Source organism: Mesorhizobium sp. CA16, from assembly GCF_020165175.1.
In the GTDB taxonomy this organism is placed as follows: Bacteria; Pseudomonadota; Alphaproteobacteria; order Rhizobiales; family Rhizobiaceae; genus Mesorhizobium.
Map to the genome: position 1 here is coordinate 502,410 of NZ_JAIUHP010000001.1, position 23,659 is coordinate 526,068.

The 23,659-nt window shown below is 57.5% G+C and carries 23 protein-coding genes, 1 tRNA gene and 2 pseudogenes; 20 read left to right on the top strand and 6 right to left on the bottom strand.

From position 1 onward, the window contains the following. Positions 1-191 precede the first annotated feature (191 nt). Together LB525_RS02495 and LB525_RS02500 are read left to right on the top strand one after the other, a co-directional pair. A tRNA-Met gene (locus LB525_RS02495) sits at positions 192-268 on the top strand. 334 nt (positions 269-602) lie between these two features. Further along, on the top strand, positions 603-878 hold the full coding sequence (locus LB525_RS02500) for a hypothetical protein (RefSeq protein WP_224543255.1): 276 nt from the start codon (positions 603-605) through the stop codon (positions 876-878). A 21-nt stretch (positions 879-899) separates the two neighbouring features. Here the strand turns inward: LB525_RS02500 and LB525_RS02505 are convergent. The 3 genes and pseudogenes from LB525_RS02505 to LB525_RS02515 all read right to left on the bottom strand — a co-directional run. Next, positions 900-1,907, bottom strand: a pseudogene (locus LB525_RS02505) (recombinase family protein); the annotation flags it as partial. Further along, positions 1,904-2,128 (bottom strand): hypothetical protein, encoded by a 225-nt coding sequence (locus tag LB525_RS02510; protein WP_224543256.1) that lies wholly within the window; start codon positions 2,126-2,128, stop codon positions 1,904-1,906. The gene LB525_RS02510 and the pseudogene LB525_RS02505, both read right to left, overlap by 4 nt. 242 nt (positions 2,129-2,370) lie before the next feature. After that, positions 2,371-2,973 carry a hypothetical protein gene (locus LB525_RS02515; protein ID WP_224543257.1) on the bottom strand — a complete coding sequence of 201 codons (603 nt, stop codon included), beginning with the start codon at positions 2,971-2,973 and terminating at the stop codon, positions 2,371-2,373. Between the two features lie 161 nt (positions 2,974-3,134). Here LB525_RS02515 and LB525_RS02520 point away from each other — a divergent pair, with 161 nt between their 5' ends. From LB525_RS02520 to LB525_RS02535, 4 genes and pseudogenes are all read left to right on the top strand, one after another. Next, on the top strand, positions 3,135-3,350 hold the full coding sequence (locus LB525_RS02520; RefSeq protein WP_224543534.1) for a multiprotein-bridging factor 1 family protein: 216 nt from the start codon (positions 3,135-3,137) through the stop codon (positions 3,348-3,350). A gap of 90 nt (positions 3,351-3,440) precedes the next feature. After that, complete coding sequence (locus tag LB525_RS02525; protein WP_224543259.1) at positions 3,441-4,535, top strand: DUF262 domain-containing protein; 1,095 nt, start codon at positions 3,441-3,443, stop codon at positions 4,533-4,535. Continuing rightward, positions 4,522-5,040 (top strand): HEPN domain-containing protein, encoded by a 519-nt coding sequence (locus LB525_RS02530; RefSeq protein WP_224543260.1) that lies wholly within the window; start codon positions 4,522-4,524, stop codon positions 5,038-5,040. Before LB525_RS02525 ends, LB525_RS02530 begins: the two co-directional genes overlap by 14 nt. A gap of 308 nt (positions 5,041-5,348) precedes the next feature. Beyond that, positions 5,349-5,812, top strand: a pseudogene (locus LB525_RS02535) (IS5 family transposase); the annotation flags it as partial. 72 nt (positions 5,813-5,884) lie between these two features. Here the strand turns inward: LB525_RS02535 and LB525_RS02540 are convergent. Then, the gene (locus tag LB525_RS02540; RefSeq protein WP_224543261.1) at positions 5,885-6,088 is read right to left on the bottom strand and encodes a helix-turn-helix transcriptional regulator; all 204 of its coding nucleotides are present in this window, start codon (positions 6,086-6,088) and stop codon (positions 5,885-5,887) included. A 127-nt stretch (positions 6,089-6,215) separates the two neighbouring features. Then, on the bottom strand, positions 6,216-9,263 hold the full coding sequence (traA, locus tag LB525_RS02545) for a Ti-type conjugative transfer relaxase TraA (RefSeq protein WP_224543262.1): 3,048 nt from the start codon (positions 9,261-9,263) through the stop codon (positions 6,216-6,218). Between the two features lie 172 nt (positions 9,264-9,435). On the opposite strand from traA, the gene LB525_RS02550 reads away from it, so the two are divergent. The 8 genes from LB525_RS02550 to LB525_RS02585 all read left to right on the top strand — a co-directional run bounded on the left by LB525_RS02550 (position 9,436) and on the right by LB525_RS02585 (position 18,377). Beyond that, complete coding sequence (locus tag LB525_RS02550; RefSeq protein ID WP_224543263.1) at positions 9,436-9,762, top strand: conjugal transfer protein TraD; 327 nt, start codon at positions 9,436-9,438, stop codon at positions 9,760-9,762. Position 9,763: 1 nt separating this feature from the next. Next, positions 9,764-10,012, top strand: coding sequence for a conjugal transfer protein TraD (locus LB525_RS02555; RefSeq protein ID WP_224543265.1), 249 nt, complete (start codon positions 9,764-9,766; stop codon positions 10,010-10,012). A 205-nt stretch (positions 10,013-10,217) separates the two neighbouring features. Continuing rightward, positions 10,218-10,361: a hypothetical protein gene (locus LB525_RS02560; protein ID WP_224543267.1), complete on the top strand. Its 144-nt coding sequence runs from the start codon at positions 10,218-10,220 to the stop codon at positions 10,359-10,361. 92 nt (positions 10,362-10,453) lie between these two features. Next, the gene (locus tag LB525_RS02565; RefSeq protein ID WP_224543268.1) at positions 10,454-10,648 is read left to right on the top strand and encodes a CopG family transcriptional regulator; all 195 of its coding nucleotides are present in this window, start codon (positions 10,454-10,456) and stop codon (positions 10,646-10,648) included. Further along, positions 10,645-12,405 carry an Eco57I restriction-modification methylase domain-containing protein gene (locus tag LB525_RS02570; protein ID WP_224543269.1) on the top strand — a complete coding sequence of 587 codons (1,761 nt, stop codon included), beginning with the start codon at positions 10,645-10,647 and terminating at the stop codon, positions 12,403-12,405. The genes LB525_RS02565 and LB525_RS02570 overlap by 4 nt, the downstream gene beginning before the upstream one ends. Then, entirely contained in the window at positions 12,398-15,463 is a 3,066-nt protein-coding gene (locus LB525_RS02575) for an Eco57I restriction-modification methylase domain-containing protein (protein WP_224543541.1), read from the top strand. Before LB525_RS02570 ends, LB525_RS02575 begins: the two co-directional genes overlap by 8 nt. A gap of 16 nt (positions 15,464-15,479) precedes the next feature. Continuing rightward, positions 15,480-16,052 carry a hypothetical protein gene (locus LB525_RS02580; protein WP_224543270.1) on the top strand — a complete coding sequence of 191 codons (573 nt, stop codon included), beginning with the start codon at positions 15,480-15,482 and terminating at the stop codon, positions 16,050-16,052. A gap of 1,173 nt (positions 16,053-17,225) precedes the next feature. Further along, positions 17,226-18,377, top strand: coding sequence for a hypothetical protein (locus tag LB525_RS02585; protein WP_224543271.1), 1,152 nt, complete (start codon positions 17,226-17,228; stop codon positions 18,375-18,377). A gap of 240 nt (positions 18,378-18,617) precedes the next feature. Here the strand turns inward: LB525_RS02585 and LB525_RS02590 are convergent, their stop codons facing one another. Beyond that, positions 18,618-19,400, bottom strand: coding sequence for a hypothetical protein (locus tag LB525_RS02590; RefSeq protein WP_224543272.1), 783 nt, complete (start codon positions 19,398-19,400; stop codon positions 18,618-18,620). A 161-nt stretch (positions 19,401-19,561) separates the two neighbouring features. Here LB525_RS02590 and LB525_RS02595 point away from each other — a divergent pair, with 161 nt between their 5' ends. From LB525_RS02595 to LB525_RS02620, 6 genes are all read left to right on the top strand, one after another. After that, a complete protein-coding gene (locus tag LB525_RS02595) occupies positions 19,562-19,843 on the top strand; it encodes a hypothetical protein (RefSeq protein WP_224543273.1) in 282 nt (93 codons plus the stop codon). A gap of 74 nt (positions 19,844-19,917) precedes the next feature. Further along, positions 19,918-20,163 carry a hypothetical protein gene (locus LB525_RS02600; protein ID WP_224543275.1) on the top strand — a complete coding sequence of 82 codons (246 nt, stop codon included), beginning with the start codon at positions 19,918-19,920 and terminating at the stop codon, positions 20,161-20,163. Positions 20,164-20,332: 169 nt separating this feature from the next. Continuing rightward, positions 20,333-20,536, top strand: coding sequence for a nucleoside hydrolase (locus LB525_RS02605; protein ID WP_224543276.1), 204 nt, complete (start codon positions 20,333-20,335; stop codon positions 20,534-20,536). Between the two features lie 105 nt (positions 20,537-20,641). Beyond that, positions 20,642-20,881 carry a hypothetical protein gene (locus LB525_RS02610; protein ID WP_224543277.1) on the top strand — a complete coding sequence of 80 codons (240 nt, stop codon included), beginning with the start codon at positions 20,642-20,644 and terminating at the stop codon, positions 20,879-20,881. Next, on the top strand, positions 20,878-21,834 hold the full coding sequence (locus LB525_RS02615) for a gamma-glutamylcyclotransferase family protein (protein ID WP_224543278.1): 957 nt from the start codon (positions 20,878-20,880) through the stop codon (positions 21,832-21,834). The genes LB525_RS02610 and LB525_RS02615 overlap by 4 nt, the downstream gene beginning before the upstream one ends. Before the next feature lie 38 nt (positions 21,835-21,872). Then, complete coding sequence (locus LB525_RS02620) at positions 21,873-23,048, top strand: abortive infection family protein (RefSeq protein ID WP_224543279.1); 1,176 nt, start codon at positions 21,873-21,875, stop codon at positions 23,046-23,048. Positions 23,049-23,659 lie beyond the last annotated feature (611 nt).

The window sequence follows — 23,659 nt, forward strand, 5'->3', positions numbered from 1 at the left end:
GGGGCAGGCCCTGAGTGTCTGTCCGGCAAAGCTTTTCTGGGATGAGATCATGAGGGCCGGATTATGCCCGCATGTCGGCCGCTTCGAAGCTTGACAGGCCCACCCTCCCAACCTTATATCCGCGCGACCTTGGCGAACGCCTTGAAACAACCCATCCGTCCAGGACGGTTTTTCGGGCCATTTGCCACCCTGGCGGGGTAGCTCAGTTGGTTAGAGCACGGGAATCATAATCCTGGGGTCGGGGGTTCAAGTCCCTCTCCCGCTACCACTTCACACCCACTATCGTCTCCGACGGCCGCACCGTAGCCGGCGCCCAATGGGGCGGGCTTGCCAGTGTACCGCGCGGTAGGGAACGGGGCTCCGCCAATCAGGGCGGCGAGCTTGCCCTTGACCTCGATCTCGAAGCCTTTGCGTGCAGGTTTTGGGTGCACCGTAACGCTGTGAACAAGCTCCCGGAAGTTTTGGATGAGTGGGCCACGGTCATCTGCAGCAGTCGCGTGGTCCGCCAACGCCTTTGAAAGGCAATCGACGGTTTTGGTATACCGCTGCAGGGTGGCTGGGTGGAGTGCCACGGTTGATGGTGGCTCATCGAGACTGCAGAGTTGTGCCTCCATCAGAGAAAGCTGTGCCTTGAGTTCTGCGATCCGCTGCTTGGCATCCTCTTCAGCAATCACGCTCCTGATCACAAGATCGATGGTGCGCTGCCGTTCGCCTTCTATCCGATCGCGCTTGCCTTGCAGCGCTGCGCGTATCGAGTTCGCCTGTGCCGCCAATTCTCGGCGCTCTTGGTTGTATTTTCGTATGTATGCCTGGATCAGGTCGGGCGCGTTCAACTGCTGGCGCATGCCGTCGAGGACAGCCTTCTCGATCTCGGGTAGGTAAATAATGCGCCGGTTGGAACAGCTCCCGCTTTCACGAACTGCGGAGCACCTGATACGCGTTTTGCCCGTCTTATCACGATCGTGGACAGACATGCCCGCCCCGCAGATGCCGCAACGAAGCAGACCGGATAACAGATGTGCCGGGCGGCGCTTGATATGAGAGGATGCATTCACCCTCGCGGCCTTGAGTGCCTGTGCCTTCCGCCAAACTTTTTCATCGACAATGCGCAAATGCGCAACTTCTTTCGTCTGCCATTGATCCCTTGGATTTGGCCTGGAGACGCGCTTGCCTGTATCTGGGTTCTTCACCATTCGTACTTTGTTCCAGACGATCTGACCAACGTAGAGTTCGTTAAAAAGCAGTCCCACCCCGCGTTGCGCATTTCCGTTGATCGTGGAACCGTTCCAGCGTGTTCCCCGCGGCGGCGGTATCCCCTCCCCGTTAAGCTCACCAGCTAGGTCTCGTGGGGTTCGACCGGCTGAATATCCGTCAAATATACGCCGGACGACTTCTGCCTCCGCTTCGACGACCTCAAGTTCACCAGGGCGACCCAAGACGGGTCGATAGCCGTAGGCTCTGCCTCCGGCATGACGGCCGTCACGGACGACGCCGGCCATACCCCTCCGAACCTTCTTGGCGCCATCCTCCCTCTGCATTTGGCCGACTAATCCACGAATACCAATGAGGACCGCATCGGCGATGCCATCATGAACAGCCTGGATTTCGATACCGAGAAAGGAGAGCCGTTTGTGAAGACCCGAGAGATCCGCCATATCGCGCGACAGGCGGTCAAGCGCTTCCACGACTATCGTATCAAAGGTTTTTTGGCCTGCCGCCTCCATCAAGGTCAGGAGCCCGTCGCGACCGAATAGCGACGCTCCTGAGCGCGCCTTGTCCTCATAGACGGCAACGACGTTTAGACCGTTGCGAACGGCATAAGCGCGGCAAAGGGCAATTTGGTCTTCGGTGGACTTTTCGTTTTGGAGCTCGGTCGAGAAACGAGCGTAGATAGCGGCTCGCATCATATCTTGGGAGCCTTCTGGGCATGATCTGAACCAATCTCGGAATTTCCGCCAATCGAAGAGTCGATAGCGACGAGATGATCACGCCTGGCATCAGCGATGGCAAGCGCTTCGACGAATTCAAGCATGGCTTTGCGAAGCTCTTCCGGCGCTACCGCAGCGGCGGTTTCGATGAGGGAAGAACCATTGCCTGTGTCCGGTGCCGGCTTCACGAGAGCTAGCATCACGATGACCAGCGACGAGCAAAGAGACCCGTTCCATCAATCGCGCAATTGGCATGCCCCAGCGTAGAAATCGGTCAGGGGTCAACTTAACGAGCCTAGATGGCGATGCGATTTCCCCAGTGGGTATGTCACGAAGCTCGTTGCGGGGCGTCGCCGAACTTTCCAACCTGCTCCAGTCTGCACCATTCCCCACGATAGAGGTGCCCATTGGCTGCGAGCTCGCGCCTACGGCGGCTAGAAATTCACAAGAGAGACGCATTCCGCTGGGAATCCTCCGAAAGCGCCGTCACGAGCTTGCCGGCTTCGTTCCAATGCCGCGCCACGTCAGCTCGGGTAGTGGTGCGGTCCGGTCGATAGACTGGCAGATCGCCCGCAAGTGCCTTGAGGTCGCGCAATACGGACGCAATGTGCGGCCATGGGAAATCCGTAGGATCGCCGATGTCCCGATCGGCACCGACAATCATGTCCAGCTTTGCAATGATCCCAGCGAGTGACAGAGCAGCAACGCTGGGGATAGCATCCTGAAATTTGAGCGCCTTGGTCATGGCAAATACCTCTGCCTCGCGAGCCACCGCATATTCGGCGCTCGCCTCCGACGCGGCCACCGATATCTGCCAAGATGCGGATTCGCCTGAGGTCAATGCCGGAATTCCGGTATTGGCCATCACTCGTGCTTCCAAACGTTGCTGCAACCGACACAATAGCAACGAGGCATATCGAGCTTGTTGCCACCCGCTCCACAGGCCTAAAGCCGGGTCTATTGCCTGCCGTTCGGGACCGTTCTGCTTGTCGCCTTGCCAACCGATGACGAAAGGCAAAGTCGTGGTATTGTCGGAATCAGCCATGATCCGAGCTCCAGACAGCTTTGGCGTGGTCAGGCTAGGCATGGTGCGTCAACACCGCGTCTAGCCGCCCCCCGACAACAGGCCAAGGGTATCCACTGATACCTTTGGATCATAGCGCAATGATCTAAAGGGATCAACAGAAATTGGTGACAGCAGCACAAATGCGGGCGGCCCGAGCCTTGATCGGCCTATCACAATCGGAGCTTGCCAAACGGGCCGGCGTTTCTATTCCTACAGTAAAACGCTGTGAGAGCGACAGCGAGCGCGTCGCTGCGGTATCTGCTGAAACCCAGGACAAAATCCGTTCCGTTCTAGAGGCCGAAGGTGTGGAATTCACGAACGGCAATCATCCGGGCGTCCAATTGCGGCGACCCTGACCAACGAGAGATCAAAGAACTAGATTGCTACATCGGATTGACTAAGTTGCTCGAACTCTGGATGTTGGCGCCCTCCAGAGGGGTAGCAAAATGACAGTTGAAGAAGTTGGCGTTGGCGACGACGACGAGTTGAAAACCGAAGATGAAGGGGACGAAACGCCTTTTGTCGAATTCGACATTTCGGTTTCCCCGGCTGATCCTACCTTGGAACTCTTGGCGAATAAGGTGCAACAGGGGGACATTATCGTCCCATTTTATCAGCGCAAATACGTCTGGAAAATCGAACAAGCATCTCGCCTTATCGAATCATTCTTGATGGGCCTCCCAGTTCCTCAAGTCTTTCTTTACGTCAATGACGACGATCGGCTTGAGATAATTGACGGCCAACAACGTATAATGTCCGTGAAATATTTCTTCGAGGGATATTTTGGCGAGCCTGATGCACAAAATCGGAGGCATGTCTTTAAATTGAAGGGACTGTCCGAGCGGTCTGAATATAACGGTAAGACATTCGCTGAGCTATCCACGCGCGATCAGCGACGCATCAGAAACACGTCGCTTCGGGCTATTCACATCAAGCAGCTGAAACCTAGTCTTCGAAATGACAGCGTATTTCACATTTTTCAGCGCCTGAACACCGGCGGCACCCAGCTAAAGCCGCAAGAAATCAGAAATGCCGTATATCGCGGGAAGATCGTCGACGAGCTTAAAGCGCTGAACGATAATCCTAAATGGCGCAAAATCCTCGGTATACCGTATGCTGACAAAAATCAGAAAGATGTTGAGATAATCCTACGGCTTTTTACATTGTTTGAGATCTGGCCGACATATGAGAAACCAATGTTGAAATATCTAAATAACCAAATGGACGCTAATAAGGATTTTGCTAGTGAAAGGGCGGCGCGGTTCAAAAGTCGCTTTCCGCAAGCAGTCGCCGTGGTCGCGGATAACCTTGCTCGCCCGTTTAGGCCGCGTGGTGTTATCAATGCGGCAATGCTGGAAGGGGTTATGGTCGCGCTCTTGGAAAATCCGGCAATCACCGCAGCCGACCTCAAGGCACGGTACGCAGAGCTCGCCGCTAACGCAGATTTTGAAAGATACTTGCGGGGAGCAACAACCGATACGTTGACCGTAAGGGAGAGGATCAAGCGGGCCAAGGGCCTCCTCAAAAATGTCCCGGTCTGACCTCGACGTTCATTTCTCAAAGATCGATGATCTTATCAGCGAAATAAACGGGTTGGTGCCGGTAGATTCGGCATATCGCACTGTGCGATTTCGTGCTGATTTAGCAGGGCTTTTGGTCGTTGCGATGGCAGCGACGTATGAAACGTGCGTGAAAGAAATCTTGTACGAATTTGCCAATAGGCACCACACGGCGTTTGGGGGCTACGCCCGGCGAAGCTACAATAAAATAAACAGCCGGGTGGCCGTGAAGGATCTAAAGAAATACTGCGACATATTTGATCCGGATATAAGAACGCGGTTCAATTCGAGGCTGTCGCTTAAGAAGCAGGCCATTTTGGCGCGGACAGGCAAAAACATAGAAGCTTCTTATGAGCAGATCCTCGACTGGCGACATGAATTTGCTCACGCTGGCAATCGAAATACAACCATAGAGGAGGCCACCAAGACCCACCGATTAGCCAAGCGAGTTATGTATGTTTTTGATGATGCCTTCCACCGGCCTTGAAGCTGTTGGGTATGATTCGGCCTCGGGGAAGATGCAATGGACTGTGGCCCCCTTCGACCCCCAGCCACTCGGACGCGGCGATTGCTCACAATAGCAAGGCTATGAGCCAGTCGGCGTGTCCCTTGGGTAATTTACCAGGGTCGTAGTGCATTGCGTCATCGGGGACGCATCCGTGGCCAGGCTCATCGTGATCGCCTGCGGACACCCATCTCCGCGAATACCTTGGGGCATCACCTCAATCACCACAAGGCTACGGGCCCCCTTCGAGCGGGCTTCAAATAATGCCGCGATTGTGATTCAGCATCGGCATGAGCCGATATGACCTGACCGATTTCGAGTGGCGCGTGATCGAGCCACCGTTGCCCAACAAGCCACGAGGTATTCCGCGCGTCGATGATCGCCGCGTGCTTGACGGCATCTTTCTGAGTGCTTCGATCCGGTGCGCCGTGGCGGGATTTACCGGAACGCGATGAGCCACGCACCACCTGCTGCAACCGCTTCGTGAGTTGGCGGAAAGCAGGTATCTGGGATCGGACGATGGACGCCATCACCGCCGCCCATGGCGGCGACATCCAATCGATCGACAGCATGCTCATCAACAGGCCGCGACGGCAAAGGGGGGATGGATCATTGTCTCGGTCGCTTCCGAGGCGGGCTCACGACCAAGATCTACGCCGTCGCCGTTGCGCAAGCGCCCCCGATCTGGCTAGGCCCGGCCGCCGGGCAGGCACACGACGGACAGATCGCCGACACGCTGCTCGACCATCTCGGCCCGCGCTTTGAAGCCGTTGGCATAGAATTCGTTCCAGAATGGCGGCGGCCCTGGCGTTCGTCTGTCTCGCAATCAGAATTGACGCTCTCTTCGCCATGCAACTGGATCGCCGACCCATCGATTGACGTCGGATTCACGCCAACCGGCGCCATTGACGCTTATCTTGATCTGAGCCGGGAACGTGCCTTCGGCGATCTTGCGATAGATGGTTGAGCGGGACAGGCCGGTCCGGGCAAGGACGGTTTTGAGGCGTATGATACGATCCGGCTCGGACATAACTGCCTGCACCTCGCTGGTTCTTGTTGATTTCTGCTGGACAGACAGGACGAACCCATGCCGGAGGCAAATCAGGTTTGTCGTCTCGGCGACCTACGGAGCGGAAACGGCGGCAAATCGGCATGCCTTAGATCCCAATGCCCCGCCCTTTACCGACGCCATGGCTGAAGGCGAGTTCCGCGCCCAGGCGGCCACCCGACTCCACGTTGATGCCAAGCTCGCGTTTGCGATTTGCCAGCAGGGATTCGAGTTGAGGATCGCGTTCGAGGCTCTTGGCCATATCGGACATGGCCGAGCGCGTTGATTTGTAACCGGACATGTCGCCGGCCTGATATTGCTCCTGTCCCGTATGGTGGAGCTTCTGCCAACGTTCCACGAAACGGTCGGCGCGGCGGCCGGGATCGAGGTCCATCCCGGTGCGGATTTCCGTTTCAAGCTGGAGAGCAAGCACGATGCGGCTGACGCGACCGGCCCCCGCCTCGCGGACAAGTTCGGGATTTTTCACATAAGCCGCTTCGGCATCGCGCCAGCCATGAGGCCGAACCTTCTCGAAAGCGTTACGGGCATCCCTCAATTCGCGCAGCTGGTCGGGACTGCCCTGCCCGTCCGCATTTGCGTTGTGCGACATCGCGTCGAGCGCGCGCGCGTGACGAACAAGCGCCTTGGTGCGAGCGCTGCGCAACGCCGCCTCCGAATCCACCGAAGCATTCCCCTCGCGCTGCGCAGCCCTGGCGGCCGCTTCTCTTCCAGGTGCGGCGCCGACATCGCCGCGCTGCGTTCCACCGCACCCCCTTTCCGGCCCTTGCCCACGCTCTTGTCCGGGCTCCGCCTCTGAAGGTGGGCGCAACCCGTCGAGCAGCCCGCCGATCCTGTCGCGCAGCTTCTCCGGAACGATCCGGCGCACGATCTCGCCCACGCGCTCGCGAAATGTGATGCCGCGCCGCTCGGCATAGTGTCGCGCCGGGTCGACCTGGTCGTAGTCCGACGCCATGTCTTTCGCGCGGTCGCGCGACAGCGTGCGGACGAGCCGGTCTCGTGTCGCGAAGTCGTCGCTGCCGTAATGCAGTTCCATTCCGTCGCGGTGCCGCGACAGGGCAACGTAGCTGCCATGGGCATCCATGCTCGGCGTTGCCAGCACATGGGTCCGGTCGACGGTCATGCCCTGCGCCTTGTGGATGGTTGCGGCATAGCCGTGGTCGATGTGGGCATAGTCTTTCAGGTCGAAGCGCACCGACCTGCCGTCGTCGGTGCGAGCCGTCATGCTCTGAGTGCTGACTTCTTCCACGATGCCGAGAGTTCCATTCTTGACGCCGAGCCCACGCTCGTTGCGCAGGAACACGATGCGGTCGCCGCGTGCGAAGTTTCTTGCGCCGCGCTCGACCTCCATCTGAACATCGTCGCCGAGATCTCCCGCAGCGCGCATGCGCTCGCGCGCTACCTGGTTGAGTGCGCGCACTTCATCGTTTGTGTGGGTGAGGATGATCCGGCTTGCCTCAGGTTCTGCCTGCCTGTCGCGATCCCAGCACTCGACCAGATCGCTACGCGCCTCGTCCCGCGTTGCGGCCTGATGCACCATGCCTCTGTCGTCATAGGCGCCGATCGCAGCGCCGATTCTGCCGGTTGCCAGATCGCGCGTGGCCTCGCGCTGCCAGTCTTCGCGCTGCCGGCGCACCTGGCCGATTTCGACGCCGCCCTGACGCTCATGGATCGAGCGGAATGCGGCGCCGGCTTCGATCGCCTGCAACTGCCGGGGATCGCCAACGAGGACGACCTTTGCGCCAGCGTCCGCCGCATGGGAGAGCACGCGCTCCAACTGGCGCGTGCCGACCATGCCGGCTTCATCGATCACCAGGACATCACGGGCGGTGAGCAGATCGCGACCCTGCCCCCAACCATGTTCCAGGCTGGCGATTGTGCGCGAGGGAATTCCCGATCCGCCCTCGAGATTCTCAGCCGCGACGCCAGAGAGTGCCGCCCCTTTAACCTCATAGCCGGCTGCCGCCCAAGCCTGGCGTGCAACGCCCAGCATGGCGCTCTTGCCTGTACCGGCAAAGCCGACGACGACACCAAGACCGCGGCCATCGGTGATGTGGTCGAGCGCATCGGCCTGCTCATCTGACAGGACCAGGCCGCGCTGCTTTGCGCGCGCCAATGCCGCCTCTCGAACAACATCACTCACCGCATGACGCTCCTCCCGTACCATGCGCTCTGCCGCGCGATGCAGGCGCTGTTCGGTCTCGATCATCTGCCGGGTGGTGAAGCGATCTTCACCGCGTCCGTCCTTGCCGAGTTCGACTAGATCGGGCGCATTACCGATCGCGCCCATGACCTCATTGAACTGCTCCATCCCGTCGCTGTGACGATGCGAGAACTTCGCAATGTCTTTTCGGGTGAAGGTCGATTGCTGATGCGTGATCGCGTCTAGCGCCAGGTTAGGATCCGCAATAATCCGCGCGCCATTGTTGTGCGCGATCTCGCGGTGCAGTTCGGCGCGATCCGCTTCAATGCCGGCACCCTCGAGGCCACCGCCCTCGATGCGATGCGCCGGCGCACCGATCTGGGTCTGCGGCTCCAGGGCAATGCCCTGCGCTTCCAGACTGCGATGATCGATGCGGGCATCGATGTCGAGTTCGGCAAGCCGCTCATTGGCAAGCTCCGCCCATCGCTCGCGCCAGTGCTCGACCAATTCAGTCTGGTTCCAGTCTCGCACCTTTGCGCCAAAGCCGTTTTCATCCACGGACCGCATGGTGAGCATGACATGAGCATGCGGCTTGGGACTACCATCCTCTGCCCTGTCCCAATGCACATTGAGATCGGCAACCATGCCTCGGCTGACAAACTCGGCTTGCACGAAGTCGCGCGCCAGTTCGATGCCTTGCGGCTGGCTGAGTTCACGCGGCAGGGCAAACTCCACCTCTCGGGCAAGCTGCGCATCCTTCCTCACCTCAAAGGCTTCGACGTCGTTCCACAGCCGTTTGCGGTCACTCCAGGCCTCGGGCGCATTCTCCGGCAGCAAGACCTCGGAATGGATGACGCCGCGCTTGGCCGAGAAGTCATGCGTTCGCTCGATCCGCTCGTCACGCAACCGCGAGGCCGAGCGATATGCGGCCGACGCCACGGCACTGCTCCCTGCCTTGCGGCCAATGACTTTGACATGAAGATGATAGATCGCCATAGCGACCAGATCATTTGCACGTCAAAGCGTACGTCGGCACGACGTATAAGCGCGCCCTCCCTCGAAAAAATCTCGGGATGGACCAGCCCGTCCCGGGCTGTCTCGGCAACCCTGAAGCCTTCCGGCAGGCGCTCCCCTATCATCGCGGCATCGACATCAGATGGAGACAGCCATGCGTAAACCACGGGATTTCGACGCGGAACTGAAGGCGCTGGAAGACAAGGCGCGCGAACTCAAAACGCGCAAGGTTCAGCAACTCGGTGAACTGGTGATTGCCACCGGGGCCGATGCACTGAGTACCGACGAACTGGCTGGCGCGTTGGTCGCAATCGCCGAAACGAAAGACACCTCAAAGCGTGAGGCATGGGCCAAGCGTGGGGCGATGTTTTTCGAGAGCAGGTCCCGGCGAATTGCTCCGGCATCTCAGCGCAACCTTCGCAGCACTCCAGCACAACCGGGCAGCCCACAATCGACAGCAAGCGTCACAGGCTCGCAATGACATGAGGACGTGGCAGGTCGAGCGCCGCAAGCGCACCCGACATCTGATTGAACTCGGTGGCCTCGTCGTCAAGGCGGGCGTTGTCGAGCTCACCAATGACGATCGCGCTATCATCTACGGCGCGCTGCTTTGGATCGGCGCCGAGCTGCAGAACCGTGAGGGCGAGCATGCGCGGGACCTATGGGCCGCGAGGGGAAAGCACGCATTCGATGCGGAACGGCACGAAGACTGCAAGAACAGGCGAACATAGCGGTGGTCGGCGAGCAGCGGCGATGCAAAGGCGTCCATTTGGTCACACCCGGCCACAGCCGCGTTAGGACGAAATGGGTATTTTACCCTGCGGCAAACTTATACATGTCATCAACCGCCGACGAGAAATCGACGCTGGTTTCCGACCGTGGCGGCTGGATAAGATCGGGCAAGGTCGCCCCAGGCATGGAGTCAGGCGGGACAGAGTGGCCAACGGCAAGAAACGTCAATTGAACCGTAACCGGATTGGAAATGGCCAGCTGGGCGTACCGCGCAAAACCCGCGCCTGGTTCAAGCTCACCCACCGCGACATGGGGTTGGCCATTTCCCAACGTCGCCGTAGAAAATAGCGTGCAAAATAGGGGCCAGTGGCAAACTTAATTTGGATCATGCACCATGTCGATGTTAAGTGGTGCAAACTGATGCACAGCGCTGGGGTGTCATGTCCGCGACCGCACGCAATGAAAACGTTGAGAAACTACCCCACCGGCTCTCTGTCACACTAACGGATGAGCAGCATCGCGAGGTCACTGAGATAGCGCGCAAAAATAGGGTCTCCGCAGCTTGGGTGGTTCGCCAAGCCGTTGAGCGATTCTTGAAGGATCAGATGCCACTTTTACATGTAGGGAAAGAATGACCATAGCACGGGGCAAAACCCGCGCATCGACCGGTGCGGCTCGCACCAAAGCGAGCGCGGCACAGACGGGGCGGTTCGTAGGACTTGATAAAGACAAGCTTCGCGGTGGCTATTACACCTCACCGGAGGTGGCGAAATGGCTGTGCGAATGGGCTATTCGGAAACGGTCGGATGATGTGCTGGAGCCGAGTTGCGGTGACGGTTCTTTCCTGACGGCGGCCGTCGCAAGGTTCGAGGATCTCGGCGCAAGCGGCCCGGCTGTTGCCGATTGTCTGACTGGGATTGAGATCGTACCGTCAGAAGCAGCACGCGCGACAGCTCGCCTTCGCCCCTCGTTGGGCCTCCGCGCCGGCGACGTAGTAAAGAAATCGGATTTCTTTGAGTGGTGGGAGAAGACCGAACAGCCGAATTTTAATGTCGTCATCGGCAACCCCCCGTTCATTCGCTATCAGTCCTTCCCCGAACCGCACCGTACTCGGGCTATGACCATGATGGGCGGACAAGGCCTGTCTCCCAACCGGCTGACCAATATCTGGGTGCCTTTCGTTGTTGCCGCGACCGCTTGTCTGAGGCCCGGCGGGAGGATGGCCCTCGTGCTCCCAGCCGAACTACTCCAGGTTACGTATGCAGCCCAGTTGCGTTCGTTTCTGACCGACCATTTTGCTCGCATTGATATTGTCGCATGCAACGAGCTGTTTTTTGAGAAGGCGGAGCAGGAAGTCGTCCTGCTGCTCGCTGACGGAGCTTTGGGCGCCGCTTCTGAGACAAACCTGTGCCGTGTCACGATGACCGAAGCTGCCACCGTCGCCGAGATTACAAAGCGGAAGCCCAGTGCGGTTCTAAAAGCGGCCCAGCCGAAGACCATTCAGCACGACAACGAGAAGTGGCTGAAATACTTCCTCACCGCCCGCGAGATAGCATTTATGCGCGAGTTGCGCAGTGCTGACAACACGACTGTGATGGCGACGCATGCTGGTGTGGATGTCGGCGTGGTCACCGGGAAGAACGAGTTTTTTGTTTTGTCCGGCGAGCAAGTCGCGTCGCTCGGACTCGACGGGTACACGACCCCTCTTGTTTCGCGTTCTGTGCAGCTCAAAGGTACCAGGCTTGGCAAGAGCGACTGGAACTCCCTTTCCGCCGCTGGTGACCGCGTGCACCTGCTCAACATTCTGCCAGCTCAGCTAAACAATATTAGCAGTGAGCTTCGTCGTTACATCGATGACGGGGAAGAGAAGGAATACCACAAGGGTTACAAATGTTCGATCCGAAAACCTTGGTATACGGTTCCCTCGGTGTGGGTGCCAGACGGTTTCATGTTTCGGCAGATTTATGACTTTCCGCGTATCGTTCTCAACTCATCTGGCGCGACCTCGACCGATACAATCCATCGTCTCAGCTGCAAAAGCGAAAAGCCGGAACGTGTGATCGCTAACACCTATACGTGGCTGACGGCAGCTTCCGCGGAGATCGAGGGGCGGAGCTACGGTGGTGGCGTACTGGAGCTAGAGCCTACCGAGGCTGAACGCCTCATGATGCCCGCCAAACTTAATGGCGCAATGCCACTGATCGAAGCAGACCGGTTGATACGGGCCGGCCAGTTGGGGGCTGTTCTTGAAGAAAACGCTCGCATCGTTCTTAGGGGCCATATGGGCCTTTCGGCGGGTGATTGCGCAATCCTTGAGGCTATTTGGACGAAAATGCGCGATCGACGCATGGCACGCCGACGCGGTGGTCGACCACGGATCGTTCATGATTGATGACCCGCTGAAAACCGCTGCGCGAGCGCGCGTTGGCATTCTCGTTCAGAATTTTCGACGGCAAGAGGCTGACTATCTTCGATCTATTTACAACGAAACGCAGGCGCGCACGGATTTCATCACGCCTCTGCTGGAGGCCTTTGGCTGGGATGTTCATAACGCAGCCGGGCATCCTCTAGGACTTCGCGAGGTCATCGAAGAAGCCACTGTCGAGGTGGGCGAGGAGCGACTTGGCAAAAGGCCTGACTATGAGTTGCGTTTGGCGCGCCAGCGTAAGCTATTCGTGGAGGCTAAGAAGCCGAGCGTTCGCATAGATCGAAATCGCGACGCCGCCTTTCAGACACGACGCTACGGCTATTCGGCCAGCTTGCCGATCGCCGTGCTGACCAATTTTCACCAGATGGCCGTTTATGACTGTGTGCCAAAAGCATCCGTTGCCGACGAGGCCCATGTCGCACGGCTTCTGCTAATCCGATACGACGAATTCGAAGCCCGCTTCGACGAGCTGTGGCCGCTTCTCTCGCGTCAGGCCGTCTACTCAGGCGATTTCGACCGCCGCTTTGCTATTGATGTGACACGGCATGGTGCCGAACAGTTCGATGACTTCTTCCTTCGGCAGGTAAAGTCATGGCGCGCGCGTCTCGCGGTCGATATTCATGCCCATACGCCAGGCCTCAGCCCAGCCGAATTGACATACGCCGTCCAGCTTTTTCTTTCCCGGATCGTGTTCCTCCGCATATGCGAGGACCGGGACCTTGAACGCTACGAGACCCTGAAGGACCTCGATTCCGCTAGTACCTTTGAAGCGCTGATGACCGAGCTGCGCCGAGCCGATGCCTTCTATGATTCAGGCTTGTTCCGCTTGCTGGACGACGCTCGGTTAGGCATCCGGATCAGTGATCCTGTCCTTCATGGGATCATCAGCGAACTCTACTATCCGCAAAGCCCGTACACCTTTGCCGTGGTGGAGACCGAGGTGCTTGGTGAGATTTACGAGCAGTTTCTGGGCGATGTAATCACCATCAGCCCGACCGGCGCCGTAGAAATTGTCAGTAAGCCGGAGGTGAGGGAAAGCGGCGGTGTATTTCCGACGCCGCGCTATATCGTGGACGCCATTGTAGCCCGCGCGCTGGGTCCAGTCCTTGTTGGCAAGAGCCCGACCGAGCTGGGAAACTTCACGGTCGCTGATATCTGTTGCGGATCAGGGATTTTCCTTCTTTCCGTGCTGGAGATTTTGTTTGATCACCATCTGACCTGGTATCTTGCGAACGACCGGGCGGGCCATATCGGGCGTACCATCTACGAAGTGGTGGCGGACCAGTGGCGACTAACGTTCCCGGAGAAGCGGCGCATTCTGCTTGCTCATGTGCGCGGCGTTGATATCGACGCCAATGCGATCGAGGTTGCCAGGTTTAGCTTGTTGCTGAAACTTATCGAAGACGAGAGCGCTGGGAGTTTGCGTGATTTCGTAGCGACCAGCCGCACGCCTGCCCTCCCCGAACTCAATACTACGATCCGCACCGGAAACAGTTTGGTGAGCCAGGCCGAATGGACGGCAGCGCGTGGTGCTCTCCCAGCGCACCTGCTTGAGAAGGTTAATCCCTTCACTTGGGCAACGGAGTTCCCGGCCGAGATTGGCGGCGGCGGCTTCAACGTTATTGTTGGCAATCCGCCTTACATCCGCATCCAGAACATGACGGCCTACTCACCCGAAGAAGCCGCATTTTACCAAAGCCCGGCTTCGCCTTACACCACGGCGCGGCAAGACAATTTCGACAAGTATGCTTTGTTCGTCGAACGCGCTTTGACGCTGCTCCGGCCAGATGGACGGCTGGGCGTGATCGTTCCGCACAAATTCATGACGACGCAGGCAGGCCGCGCGCTTCGCGAGTTGATCGCGGGCGGACGGCTGCTTGAGCAGGTCGTTCATTTCGGCGTGCAACAGGTTTTCGGTCGGCAAGCCACCAACTACACATGTCTTCTCATTTTGGACCGGCAAGGGCGGGATTCCATCGATCTTGAGCGCGTCGATGCTCTTGAGGGCTGGCGCTATGGAACTCCTGGCCAGCGGATGGATATCCCCGCAACTGAATTGGGAGGAGATACGTGGCAGTTTGCCGACGAGGATACACGCATTCTTTTTGGTCGCGTGCGCGCCGCTTTTCCCAACCAACTCAGCCAAGTCGCCGAAATTTTTGTTGGCGTGCAGACTAGCGCCGATCCGATCTACATATTCAGAGCAGCGCACGAGACTGCGGCAACGGTTTCGCTAAATTGGAATGGTCGGCTTTGGCCGATCGAACGTGGCATCTTGCGGCCGTGTTTGCACGACGCCCAGCTTTTCCCTTACGCGCTGGCTCAAGCAAATGCCTGGATGATATTCCCTTATGAGATTGTCGCAGGAGCAAAACGAACCGAAGCTCGACTGATCCAGCCTGCTGAGATGGCGCGGCAATTCCCTGAATGCTGGGCTTATCTAACGGCGAGACAAGCTGAGCTGGAAAAGCGGGGTATCACCGGCGGTGCGGTCGCAGATAAGCAGTTCTATCAATTTGGCCGCTCTCAAAGCCTGACGAAATTCGACAGTCCAAAAATAATCTTGCCAATTTTGTCGCGAGAGGCCCGTTACGCATATGATGATGCTAACGTCATGATGACGGGCGGAGGAAACGGGCCGTACTACGTGGTGCGGCCGCGTCCGGACTCCGATGTCAGCAATTTCTATCTTCTCGCGGTTTTGCATCACCCGCTGAGCGAGGCGATGATCCGCACGAATACGAGCTCTTTCCGGGGAGGCTATTATTCGCACGGCAAGCAATTCATCGAACATTTACCCGTGCCTATCCCGCCTGCCAGCGCGCGAGTTGAAATCGAAAGGCTGGTTGCAGAGACGATCACCGCGAATGACGCAGCGGTCGCTGCCCGTACGCCGCATCAGCGCAGTGTGCACGAGCGAAACGCCACTGTCCTTCGACAAGAGATTGAGGCCCGCGTTACGGACCTTTTTGTGTTGACTCCCGCCGAAATCGCAGTCGCTCGCGCAGTTCCGATCCCGTAGCGGTATCGGGTTAATCGTGAACGAGGACGATCAGCACGACTTGTTTTCAGCCGCGTCCGACATGCAACTGGCGAAGCTGCTACTCGCTGACTTGCATGACGGGTTGACCGAACGCATTGCCCGCTACCGCTACCTAAACGACATTAGCGCGTCGTTAGGGGAAGGCGGTACAATAGTTTTTGGCGGCACAGCGGCGTACGCATCGTTGAACGAAGCGCGATCCTCGTTCGTGCATGGAAATTTCGTAGCATCCATCTTGCTCTGCCAGGCGCTCGCCGAAAATATCTTGGCCGGCTATCTCCATGTCCGCATGGAAGAATTGCCCCCAAAAGTATCCTTCAACGAAACTCTGAAGCGCTGCCAGGCGCAAGGCATCCTGTCGCAAGAAGATGCTGACAATCTAAAAAAGCTGGCGGGCCTGCGAAATCCGCTTTCGCATTTTCGAAACATCGATGATCCGGATAATCTCATGCGTCGATCAATGACGGCGGGCACCGCAGCTGACGACCTCTTAAGCACGGATGCGCATTTTGCCATCGCGACAGCCATTCGGCTTCTGGCTTCTTCGCATTTCCGCGTAGGTGCTTAAACCACGATTTGCGGAAAGCCGGTGCCGTATCTGCTTGAGTGCGCGCCTAGGCGACAACTTGGCGGAAACAAAAAAGGGCACACCCTCGAGAGCGCCCTTTGGATCCAAACTTGAGCGGTCGTTATTCGGCCACACCGCACGGGTCCGGACTTCGGGAGAGGTCGCGGCCACTCCGCATACCCATTCAAATCGTCTGGCATGCGCCGTTGGCGAGAGCGAGGTTCGACGTTTTCCTGACGAGATTCTGCACGAGTTGTTGGACGTTCTCGCGCCAGAAGCGCCCGCTGGACGACCCAGATCTAGGCTGCGCAAAGAACCCCGGTCCACCCTGGATCCCGGGCTAGCCCGCCGGGCCGGCTGGTCTTCTCGCCCGTCTCGTGGCATCTATCCCAGATCGAGCCCGGAGAGACATTGAATGTGCATCGCCGCCGATATTGCCAGCGCGAACCCATCAGAGCCTTCGATGGCTCTCATCCATACAACCACCGTCAGCCTATTCCGACAGGTCTGTTGCGGTACGACTTCCCTCATTCCCCAACTATGCCCCGTTATGCTGAAGCCCTTGACCTACTTCTTCTACGGTCGCCCTGCCTACCGCCCCGGCCCAATGTCCCCCACGAACCGTGATTGTGATAGCCGCCCTGTCTGTCTACTTTTTCGTCGAGAGGCGGTCCAGTCAATCACCGGAATATATCCCTGCGACACAGGGGCTCATGATCGAGGGTTTTACTCTCCCTTTCTTGATGGGATCGCATTTGCCGACCTTGATTGTGTCGGTGTCGTGGACGCAGATAAGCGCATCGTCTCTAGGTTCTTCGGCGCCAATGACTCGTATTTCTATGGCGAGGAATTCGCCACGCTCACCCCTCCCGCAACAAATGCCATTGCGCGCAAATTTCACGATCTCATCTCTTCGCCACGCATCACAGAATGTGATGACCGGTCTCAGACGATCGAGTTAACGCAGGACCATTTTCAAGAATTGGATAATGCGCTGGAGAGTATTGTAGTTCCCGACTTTCTACTTGCTGAGCCTCTCGTGGCATCGGCGATTCGTCGGTGGGAGGCAGCGGGTACAACTGTAAGTTCTTATCGGCCGCAGAGGCGAACAAGCGCGGGCCGGACAGTTGAACAATTGTTTCCAGTAGTTGGCTCTCTGCAAGGCCTTCCATCATGAACAGAAAAAGATACAAACTGTCAGGCGCGATAAATCCTCGCGGTACGGGGCCGTCGGTCTGTGTCCCTGCCTTTAGCTCGACTTCCGACAATTACACCTACGTTCAATACGTAGGTATCGATGACACCGTAATCTTGTTCGAGCTTGCTGAACTGAGCGAGTGGGAGCCTGTAAGAGGGAGTCCAAAAGCAAAACTTGTCGACCCGGGTCATCCCGCGATACACTGGGTGACTTGGAGCGATGATTTACAAAGCTCCGTCGTAGATACCGTCGAGGTCGTGAGGGCCGACGTCATCGCCAAGCGCTGGCTTGTTGACGGGCTGGACAATCCATTTGAACGGCTCGACTTTGCGCAGCTTTCTGGCGTGTATACCTGGTTTGCTGAAGAAGCCGAGCGATGTGAGACATCTCTGTCTGAAGTCGAGAGAAAATCATGGCTCGGCGATACCCTACTCTTAAGCCGAGCAAGGTTTGCCGTGGATTCTGTCCTTTTAGCACAGTCTGCGCCAGCAGCTATCCGGCGTCAGCTTGCTCTTCGGTTGCGGGCGGCCAATGCGGTGTCTTTAATTAAAAGTGTAGAGGATTTGTGTAAACGATACGCACCTAACTACATCACCGACGACAAACTTAAGGCCATCAAGGATTTCCTGTCGAATGACGTAGCATACAAGTACGCTAATTTGCGCCTGTACGGGCATTCTCGCCAGACGGCTAGCCGTTTAACTGCGAAAAGGTGGTACAAAAAGCTGACGATATCTGACGCGCAACGCAAACGCAGCGGTAACCAGCGAGGCGGAATTACTCTCGTTGCCGCTGGATTTCCCATTGACACACAGACCTATTTCCGCAGAGAATTCTTTGGCGATGTAGACTGGGTAAAAGGAAAAACTCGGACAGGTAAAGAGCTTGAGACTGCATCGGTTCGAATGAAAACCACTGTCCTCAATAATGATATGGGCGTTTTGAGCTTCAACGTCACATACGCCCCTAATAGGCAAGCGCAACAGGCGAATTACACGTCGATTCTTCACCTTGGCCCGCTCGCTCATTCCTTCTCCTCGCGGAATATGGCAAACAAGTGGCTCCTCTTGGAGCGGTCAAGTGATGGCTCTTTTTCATTATCGATTAGCGCCAAGGAGCCGGAATAGTCCGTATTAACTCGGACTTGGAATGGCACGTCGAGCGCGGGTCACGCGCATGCGGACGGTGGAAGAATCACAGCTCTTACGACTGGGCAGCTTTGATGCCGACAACACGCTGGAAATTGCGTCGTCGCTACCAAATCAAGATTATGGAACTTAAGCCTGAGTGCACAGTGCCGCACTCGCCCACCGCGCCTTTGGGTTCGTGCAGCTCAGAGACCAGCCTGATTGCCCCGGTCAGGGATTCTATGGGCCACCATTTGCATTGCCTGGCATCACAAACCTCGACCAAACCTCAACGGCAGATTGGTTACCACGAACGGCGATTTCTAGCAACTCTCGCAGCCTCTCGTATTCTACGCTCGGCGCGACCTCTTCTTTGTAGTCGGAGAAGCCTACGTCTTGTATTTTCTCCAAAACGACTGGGAACAGAACAGGGTAGAGCGATCGTTCATGGCTATCGGTGTAATCCATCGCCACACAAACGCCCGTCATGATTTTTGTGTCGTTGCCCCCGATCCGGCACCGCCCCAGCTTATCCAGGACATAGAGGCTGCTCCATCCTGCGACCGCGCCCCGTAGGAAAAGGAAGTTTCCCGTGGGCTTGTACACGATAAACTGGACTTTAGAGCGGCCATAGTTTTGCATGACTACTTTGGCCACCTTAAGTGAATCATCCCACTCAAACTCAGCTCTGAAGACCTCTATCCGTTTAGCGTCGACAGAATTTGGTCGATACATATTGTAGAAACCGTAGTGGTCATCTAACTCTCTCTTTGAGTATTTCCCCGTATCCGGTTTCGAATAGACTAGCGAATGCCTTGAAAGGAACCTTACAATTTTATTGAACTCGACATCAGAAATAGGAAAGCCTTGGCCGGCGCGTCGCCAAGTCCTATATGGGATACCAGCATCTCTTAGGATTGATTCAATTTCACCTCGATGCTCTTTTGAAAATTCGTCGATTAGAGCCTTTACCTGCTGCCTGGCTTCTTCCCTCTCTTCTTCTGAAGCCATTTCTGCAAGCATGGTCGTTCGTTTCCTTCCGGCCATCTGACACACTCTGTCATGTCCCTGACAGCCACGGGAATGGGCAGAGCCGTTGGCAGCGGCGATGATCCGGGCAGCTCATAAGAGCACACCGCCCGGCCCGGTCAAGGCCGTGATCTAGGGAGCCTTAGGGTTTCGCCATGTTCAAACTTCCTCTCGTATTCGCCCCCGCTTTGGCCGGCCTGGTCATGGTCAGCCACGCGGGTTCCGCCGAAGAACAGTCGCCGCCGCCGAAGGTGACCTGCCCCGTTGACACGATGACTGACAATGGGGGTGTCAAGATTTGCCACGACGACAAGGGCTCCGCCGGCGTCACGATCCCGGTCGACCCCAACGTCCTCAAATATCCAATCGGCCGGAGCGACAAATCCGTCGCCAAACAGGTTGGCAACGCTGTCCATCACTTCTTTAGCCACCTGTAAGGGCACGCTACTGGCTCGCAGTTAGCGCGAGCCAGTAGCAATCCGATCCTCTTTTAACGCTCGGGAGAACACAAATGCGCACTTTCATGCTCGCCGTCGGCCTCATCGTGGGGTTCCCCGTCATTCCCGTCATGGCGCAGAACTACACCGACAATCCGCCGACACATGGGCCCTACATTTCGCCCTGCCAGGACAGCAACAGCTGCAACACCGTGCAAGTTGACACGCTTGGCGGCAAACCGGGCCTGAATCCGGTGTCCGGCGGCTACCCCGGCGTCCCTTCGACCGCAGCCCCGCCGCCTCCGCCTAAGCAGCATTGATTATAGCTGCAACTCGCGGCCCTGCCGCGCGATCGCGGCAGGGCCAAAAACATATGTAGAAAATCAGAAGGCGATACCTCTCTGCAGCGCCCTGCCCCCCGTGTTGCCACACCTATTTCAGTTCTGGCCCAAATGGCCGATCGAGCGGGACACTTTGCGGAGAAGGACGATGGCGACCCCACTGCTGATCGACTTCGATCCCGGGATCGATCCCGTCGTCAGTTTGTTTTATGCCGCGCGGCACTTTGATCTTGTCCAGGTCACAACGACCCATGGCAATGCCTCCTTGACTACAACGACGCGCAACGCCCTACGTCTCGTGGGTTTGGGGGGGATTGACGCGCCGGTGGCTGCGGGCAGCCCTCGTTCTTAGGGCCTCAATAAGTTTAAACATCACGGCGTTATAGCATTAAGCTTTTAGCTTATTGCTATTGCGCTTTAAGCTGCTAGCCTCGGAGCCTACGTATGGGACCTGATCATGACGCCTGCCGAAGCCCTGAGGAAGATCAAGGTTGCGATCGAAACCTCGCCGCGGAACGGCTATATCGCCGAGCTTCATGTCCAAGTGATCAAGTACGCCAATATCCTCGAAGGTGTAACAGGCAGGGAGTTCTGTGATGCGGTCGGACTGACACCTGCGTTTGGAACTGAGTTTGCCAAGATGCGAAAGATCGCTGGCAGGCTCATCGACGCGGGCCTGGACGTGGACCGGATATGATGTCCGCGATCGGTGCGAGCGCCACACTGGCAGAGCGGATCAAGGGCATTCTTGCAGCCGTGAAGCCGCTGGCTGCCGAATATTATCAGGCGACGGGCAAGCCGCTTGGCGTGACCGGTGAGATAGCTGAATACGTCGCATCGACCGTCATGGGACTTGAACTGGCCCTTCCCCGCACAACCGGATATGACGCGATCCGGCATACGCCAGCCGGGCCGGAGCGAATCCAGATCAAAGGCCGCGCCTATGACCCGGCCGGGAACCGCAGCCAGCGCATAGGCCAGATGAAATCGTCAGGCCCCTGCGATACCGTGATGCTGGTGTTGCTGCATAACGGCACCTTGGACCCTGTCGAGATCTGGGAGGCCCCCTTCCCCGCAGTGGTCGCGCGTTTGGCGGAGCCAGGCTCCATCTCCCGCAACGAACGTGGCGCACTGGCCGTGTCCGATTTCAAGCGGCTGGGGCGAAGGGTGTGGCCAGCGCACGAAACATTCCTCTATTTCGCCTATGGCTCAAACATGGACATTCAGCAAATGAAGGAGCGCTGCCCGGACGCCGAAATCGTTGGTTCAGGTCATCTGCCGGACTATGCACTGTGCTTTCCCAGAATGTCAGTGAAACGCAAATGCGGAGTGTCATCGGTGGAGCCCTTTGCTGGAGGGGAAGTCTGGGGTGTGGTATATCGTTTGACGGCCGCCGACCTGCCTCTACTCGACCGGAACGAAGGTTATCAGTCCGGCCGCGATCGGCATCTCAACAGCTACACACGTCTCCCGGTGACGGTTACGATGAACGGCGTGGCAACTGAAATGCAGACATACTTTGCCGAACCGCAATCCGGAAAATTCTTGCCGAGTGCGGCCTACCTGCAGCATCTTCGCGACGGCGCCAGGCACCATCGGCTGCCGGATAGCTATTTGGCTTTGCTCGACGGGTTAGAGGCTATTGCGTGAAAGTCCGATGATGAAACGGATCGGATTCTAATCGCGCCATGCCGGCAGCCATTCCGCCAGCCACTGTTAAAGAACTTCGGCATCGTGTCTGTATGCTGATTTCCAATGTTTCAGCCTATCAGGTGCCCCGCTATTGCCAACGCCTGGGCCTGGCGCCCGGCGAAGGTGACGAAGCGATGAAGAGCAAATATAAGTACGCCGAGCGGCGACTTGATACGCTAGGGGTCGGTCGAGTGCTTGAGGTCGCTCGAGCGATCTTGGAAGAAGATGAAAATTTTGCGCTCACCGAACTCGTTGCCAAGATTGATGAGCGCGATGAACCCCCTATCACGGAAATAACCCGCCGCAGGCTGTTGACCCTATTCCAGGCAAGGCCGTTGACCACCCAACTTCCCGAGATTGAATTCATTCGACGGGTCTGGCCGATCGCCGAAATGGACTCGATATACGACCCCTCTGAGGGTCCCCTGGAAGACGACATCTTCCAGCACACGGTCCGCAACAACGACTGGGATACAGCCGAACTGCTTACGGCTCTGGGGCTCCTGACCTGTTCGAAGGCTCGTCTGTTCAATTTCCTTACGGAGGTCGTGGGTCCAGTCTCACAGACGCCGGACGTCCAGGCAGAGCTCGCGGCCGCACTAAATGGGGTCTTGCAGCATGACGGTTATCGGCTTGCAGTAACCGGAAAGGTGTCGGGGACTCCCGTGTATGCAGTACAGACGGCCCGGCTCGGCAGCCCGGGCGACGACGGCATCTCTGCCGCCCTGGTCGCATTCAATCCCGACGATGTACATGCTCGCTGGACAGCCGCCGTCGATCGCCGCCAGGACGACCCGCAAGGGGCGCTTACCCTGGCCCGGACGCTCCTCGAGGATGTCTGCAAATGGATTATCGATGAGGCCGGCGAAACCTACCAGGATAAGGACGATCTGCCGGTTCTCTACCGCAAACTTGCGAAGATGCTGAAGCTTGCGCCCGACGACTATACCGAGCAGACATTCCGGCAGCTGCTCGGCAGCTGTCAGCAGATCGTGGAGCTGCTGGGCTCGCTGCGCAGCAAGTTGGGTGACGCTCATAGTCCGGGACCAAAGCGGTCACGCCCCCTGCCCCGTCATGCCGAGCTGGCGGTGAATCTTTCGGGAACCATGGCCACATTCCTCGTCTCGACATGGCAGACACGCCAAGCTGAGAGGCCGAAGGAGGCTACATAAGCCCGGCACAGCGCACCATTTTCTCGCCGGACGGCCGGTTTCACGATAAAAAAGGCCTAGAAACAGGTATTTTGGGCCGACCCGGAGAGACTTCTGGACCTCCCTCGCTAGGCCAAACCGTCTCCGCCCCTGCGACGTTCGTGCCTGGGAGCTCGGAGGCTAGGGCGCCCTGCAAAGCAGGATGCGACGGTCGCGTGTCCAGAAAACGACCGATTTCCGTACATCGCCGTAAGTGCTGCCCGGACAGCGATCCGAGGATAGTTTCACGTACGGAAACCATGTGCAGAATTCTATTGTGCGGATAACATCCCACCAGCCAATCGGACAGACCTCATATGACCGTTTAAGTCCACGTCAGGAATTCGCACGTGGACCTTCTTGGCCGATGCCGACAATTCCAAGCCGCGATGGGTTGTCAAAATTACCTAAAGCAAGCGCGCGTAGTTCGGACTGGAAATGACCCAAACGTTCGAAAACTATCAGGAACCCAGGCGAACTTGACGCTGCTGCCGACAATCACGCGGCGTGTCGGCGATAGGAAAAATACGCCCCCTCAATAGTGGGTCTGGCGATGTAGCGGTCTCCCGCTACCATTGCTCCCCCTGTACGGC